Origin of the sequence: Niastella sp., from assembly GCF_045805085.1 — a bacterium.
Taxonomy (GTDB): domain Bacteria; phylum Bacteroidota; class Bacteroidia; order Chitinophagales; family Chitinophagaceae; genus Niastella.
Genome location: NZ_JBJMLX010000380.1, coordinates 1 through 4,930, shown reverse-complemented (window position 1 = coordinate 4,930; position 4,930 = coordinate 1). Strand labels below are relative to the sequence as shown.

Sequence of the window (4,930 nt, the reverse complement as noted above, 5' to 3'; positions counted from 1 at the left end):
TATGCCGGATTGATGGCGAAGGCATCGAAGATCGGCTCCCTTGTTTATAATGAATTGCCTGCCTACTGGCGACAGGGCTGGATGTATCGTGCCTTCACCGGTGAGGCGTTTACAATGCTTAAAGCAAGAAAGAACGAGCTGGAAATGCAACAGGTATTGCGGGAGCGCTATGTATCGGTAGTAGCGAACAAACAGCCAGATGTAACTAAAATACCTCCACCGCCCGCAAAACGGGCGTATCGAAAAGTGAACGCCACTTACTGGCAGGGTAAAACAGGAAAAAGCATCAGACGGAAAAAACACCGGCAGAAATTGATGCATAACGCCGGTTTGCTGGCCCGGGCTTCAAAGCTCGGTTCTACCTTATACCAGCAGTTGCCAAAACGGTACAAACGTCGTAGTGACTATCAATACTTAACGGGATTGGCTTTTCAATTATTAAAACAGGAGATAGACGAAGAAGATATTTTAGCAGAACTGAAACCGACGTTGCCGTCGAAATGTCGGGCTGATAAAGTCAGGGATAAAAAAAGGAAATACTATTTCATTACTTCACTGCATAAACGTATTCCACATTCTAAGGAGAAAAAAAGCTTTCATTGTAGACCAGAGGTTGTTATAAACTGGTAGAGTTGAAATTATTAGGAAGCTTTTTTTATTTTTTTTGAACTGGCATTTTTCATCGCATTTCTGTATCCTTCTATAATTTTACCTGTTTCCTTTTGCACTTTCCTTCGTTCAGTGGCGCTGATCTTTTTCTGGGTACCAACAATCCCAATCTCGTCCAACTTATAAAAGTCCTTCTTGTTTTTCATTTCTCATTTTAAAGTATGAATTTACTAAAAATCTGGCTTGCATAGGGAAAATGCCGAGAAGGTGACTTCTCCCTTTTTTGTTTTATGGAAATCTAAACCCCCTGCATCTTATTCGATTAACCATTGAGCCTTGTTATGAGAAAATTATCATGTGTTATTATTACCCTTATTTTTCAAATGGGCCGCGTAACTGCCCAGTCTCCGGTTCTCGATAAAAATAAAGTGATGGACTTTTTCCAGAATATGCAGTACGAAGAGGCCATCAGTTATTTACTCACTGCTGAAAAAATGGATAGTGTAAACCTGCAAACGCTTGGTTATTTAGGATATGCCTATCAGCAGAACGATGACCTGAACAATGCCAGTAAGTATTATCAAAAAATGCTGGACGTTGATTCCGGTAATGGTTCGGCTAATTTGTATTTTTCCAGTCTCTATAGTGATGATGAGCCGGCAAAAGCCCGCCAGTACATGATCCGGTTGATTACCAGTAACCCCAAAAAAGCAGGTTTTTACAGAAAGATGGGTGACCTGTTCCGGCGGGAAAATAAAAAAGATTCTGCCTTTGTTTATTATGAACAGGCATTCCGGTTGTCGCCCTACGATAGTAAAAACGGGGCGGCCCTGGCAGACCTTTTAATTGACCAGAAAGATTATCAGCGGGCAGATAGTATAATCGAAGATGGCCTTGCGAGGGATTCTGTAAGTGTTCCATATTTAAAATTACAGGTAAAGTCGTCGTACGAAGCGGCCGCCTATCAAAAGGTTATTGTTCCCGGTGAAAGACTAATGCGCCTGGGCGAAGGGTCGTTAAGCACGTTCACCCAGGTGGTATTGTCCTATTATATCATGAATCAATACAGGGATTGCATCAGGGTTTGCGATTACCTGGTTGCAAAGGGAATGGCTGGTGAAAATATTTTTTATTATGCGGCCAAATCGTATGCGAAATTACGTGAGTTCGAAAAAAGTAATGAGCTGCTGAAAACCTGTTTGGGACTGGCCATTTCAACCACGGCTGAATATTATTTTCATGCGCTGGGCGATAACTATGAAGAGCTAAAGCAATATAAAAAAGCGTTCGCCCAGTATGATACTGCTTATTATTTGTTTAAAGATCCATTGATGTTGTATGATTGCGGGCGTATACAGGACCAGTATTTAAAAAATGAGGATGCGGCCAAAAAGTATTATAGCAAATACCTGTTATTTGCAAAGCCGCAATCAACCGATGAAAAAAAGGCTTATAATTACATCAGGAAAAAGTATCTTAAAGAAAAATAGAATAACCCTGTTGTTCAACCTAATTGCATACCATGATGGGAAATTATTTTAAAACCGCTTTCCGCAGCTTTAAAAAAAATAAGGGATTTACCTTCCTCAATATTACTGGGCTGACCATTGGCCTTGCCGTATGCCTGTTGATAATTTTTTATGTGTTTGATGAAACCAGTTACGACCGGTACAATAGTAAAGGCGACAGAATATACCGGGTAAATTCCGATACAAAAATAAATGCCAGTATAACGTCCAGCGCTATTGCCGCGCCTAAAGTGGCGGAAGCGTTGCGTCTCAATTTTCCCGAAATTGAAAATACAGTAAGGCTGCTTTCTGATGAGGAAGTGCGGTTTAAAAAAGGGGAGGAGCTGGTGGTGGAGAAAAACACCCTGCTTTGTGACCCTTCCATCTTTGATGTTTTCACCCTGCCCATGTTGGAGGGAGATCCCAGCACGGCCCTTACGGAACCGAATACCATCGTTATTACAGGGCGGATGGCGGAAAAGTATTTTGGCACTACGCACGCCCTTGGTAAAATACTGGTGAGAGTGAGTGACGGCAAGACCACGAATTGCAAGATCACCGGTGTTATCAGGGAGCTGCCCGTTCAGTCACATTTTGATGCTGATTTTTTGGAATCGATGGTAGGGTTACCTATTGCTTCCAATCAAAACCTGGCCGCCTTTTTTCCTTTCCATACGTATCTTTTATTAAAGCCACAGGCTGATTACAAAAAGCTGGAAACCAAATTTCCTGCTTTCCTCAGGAAGTATCTTGATTTCATAGACGCCATGGAAAAACAGGGCGACTACATAAAATTAAACCTCACGCCTTTATATGATATTCATCTGAGATCGAACCGGGCGAACGAATTGGGAGCAAACGGAAATATTCAGTACATCTATATTTATTCGGGTATAGCCCTGTTCATTCTGTTGCTGGCCTGCATTAATTTCATGAACCTTTCAACCGCGCATGCTGCCAGCCGGGCAAAGGAAGTAGGCATTAGAAAAGTATTGGGTTCTCCCCGCATAGGCCTCGTGTTGCAATTTATTTCAGAGTCGGTGCTGATGAGCTTTTTTGCCATGCTTACAGCTGTATTGCTGGCCTGGGCCTTGCTGCCCTGGTTCAATCAAATAGCAGGCAAAGATCTCACTATTACCAGCAGCACTTTTAAATGGCTGCTGCCCGCTGTAACAGGCATCACGCTTATAGTTGGCTTCCTGGCCGGTTCGTACCCCGCCTTCTTTTTGTCGGCTTTTAATCCGATAAAAGTATTGAAAGGTCAAACCGTTGCGGGGTTTAAAGGGAGCAGGCTGCGCAGTCTGCTGGTGGTGTTCCAGTTCTCCATTTCGATTTTCCTTATCATTGGTACACTTGTCGTATACAATCAGCTGAGTTATATGTAGCACAAGAGCCTTGGCTTCAACCGCAGGCAGGTGTTGCTGGTAAAGCATATGAATGCACTGGATAAACAGGGGGTAACCTTTAAACAGGAAGTACTTCATTTGCCGGGTGTGGCAAGCGCTGCCTTAAGTTCATTTGTACCTACCGGCCACAGAAGATGGACGAATTACGTTACTGCTAATAACAATACGCATCAAACGGAGTTTTGGCCGGTTGATGAAGATTACCTGCGTACCATGAATATGAGCCTGGAGAAAGGAAGGGATTTCAACCCCGCGCTTTCATCCGATTCATCTGCCATAATCATCAATCAGACTGCTGCCCAGGCAATGGGTTTTGCGGATGATGCTATTGATAAGACCATTGATCTGGGCAACAACCAGAGGCAATACCATGTTATAGGCGTTGTAAAAGACTTTAATTTCAATTCGCTTAGGGATAACGTTTCTTCTGTTGTATTAACCATGACCACTGCTTTTGAGCGAAAAAAGCAGGGCGATCGACCAGATGTGCTGGCTATTAAAATCAATAGTGACAAATTACCGGCCCTGATAAGTATGATCGAAAAAAAGTGGAAGACCTTTTCGAACAACCAGGAATTTGATTACTCCTTTATGGATGAAGATTTTGATAACCTGTACCGTTCGGAACAACGCACCGGGAAAATAGCGGCGCTATTTACCACCCTCGCCATCCTGATCGCCTGTTTAGGATTGTTTGGTCTGGCGGCTTATACTGCTGAACAACGGACCAGGGAAATAGGCATTCGCAAGGTGTTGGGGGCTAATGTGCCGGAACTTGTTGCCATGTTGGCTGCAAATTTCCTGAGGCTGGTGGGCATTGCATTCCTGGTGGCCGCCCCATTGGCCTGGCTGTTTATGGATAAATGGCTACAAGGCTTTGCCTACCGGGAAAGCATATCCTGGTGGGTGTTTATTGTGGCCGGTCTGGGCGCTTTATTAATTGCCGGGCTTACTATCAGCAGTCAGTTTATTAAAGCTGCTGTAGCAAATCCCGTAAGGAGTTTGAAAGTTGAATAGCCCTGTTTTGGCACAATTCACCCCTAAGTTGTCGTTTTTACACCGTGTCAGATCCTGAAGTGAATTTTAGTTTTGTGTTGTCAATAAAATACAAACTAAAATTTAAATAGCGTTATGAGAAATTTATTCAAAACCCGTAATCCTCTTAGATCAATATTACTGATTGCAATAATGTTTGCCGCATCCCAATCAAACGGACAACAGATCAAATCTTCCAACAGTGGTTACGCACTTGTTAATGGCATCAAAGTTTATTACGAAGTATATGGCGAGGGTCGGCCTGTCGTTTTACTGCATGGTGCTTTTTTTACAATTGATATGAACTGGGGCCAGTTGATCCCTGAGCTGTCAAAAACCAGGAAAGTAATTGCCATTGAATTGCAGGGACAT

6 protein-coding genes are annotated in these 4,930 nt (G+C 43.0%); 5 read left to right on the top strand and 1 reads right to left on the bottom strand.

Annotation, left to right across the window (positions count from 1 at the left end):
• The coding region (locus ACJ751_RS19585) for a hypothetical protein (protein ID WP_407747212.1) at window positions 1-630 on the top strand (630 nt) is incomplete at its 5' end.
• Window positions 631-641: 11 nt separating this feature from the next.
• Here the strand turns inward: ACJ751_RS19585 and ACJ751_RS19580 are convergent.
• Window positions 642-815: a hypothetical protein gene (locus tag ACJ751_RS19580; RefSeq protein ID WP_407747211.1), complete on the bottom strand. Its 174-nt coding sequence runs from the start codon at window positions 813-815 to the stop codon at window positions 642-644.
• Window positions 816-950: 135 nt separating this feature from the next.
• Here ACJ751_RS19580 and ACJ751_RS19575 point away from each other — a divergent pair, with 135 nt between their 5' ends.
• The 4 genes from ACJ751_RS19575 to ACJ751_RS19560 all read left to right on the top strand — a co-directional run.
• On the top strand, window positions 951-2,099 hold the full coding sequence (locus tag ACJ751_RS19575; protein ID WP_407747210.1) for a tetratricopeptide repeat protein: 1,149 nt from the start codon (window positions 951-953) through the stop codon (window positions 2,097-2,099).
• A gap of 32 nt (window positions 2,100-2,131) precedes the next feature.
• Window positions 2,132-3,502 (top strand): ABC transporter permease, encoded by a 1,371-nt coding sequence (locus ACJ751_RS19570; RefSeq protein ID WP_407747209.1) that lies wholly within the window; start codon window positions 2,132-2,134, stop codon window positions 3,500-3,502.
• Between the two features lie 30 nt (window positions 3,503-3,532).
• Window positions 3,533-4,540 (top strand): ABC transporter permease, encoded by a 1,008-nt coding sequence (locus ACJ751_RS19565; protein ID WP_407747208.1) that lies wholly within the window; start codon window positions 3,533-3,535, stop codon window positions 4,538-4,540.
• Between the two features lie 114 nt (window positions 4,541-4,654).
• A partial coding sequence (locus ACJ751_RS19560; protein WP_407747207.1) for an alpha/beta fold hydrolase occupies window positions 4,655-4,930 on the top strand: 276 nt, incomplete at its 3' end.

Bases quoted from the DNA above. Each gene is read 5' to 3' on its own strand.
- ACJ751_RS19580 (WP_407747211.1), bottom strand. From the start codon at position 815: ATGAAAAACAAGAAGGACTTTTATAAGTTGGACGAGATTGGGATTGTT.
- ACJ751_RS19575 (WP_407747210.1), top strand. From the start codon at position 951: ATGAGAAAATTATCATGTGTTATTATTACCCTTATTTTTCAAATGGGC.
- ACJ751_RS19570 (WP_407747209.1), top strand. From the start codon at position 2,132: ATGATGGGAAATTATTTTAAAACCGCTTTCCGCAGCTTTAAAAAAAAT.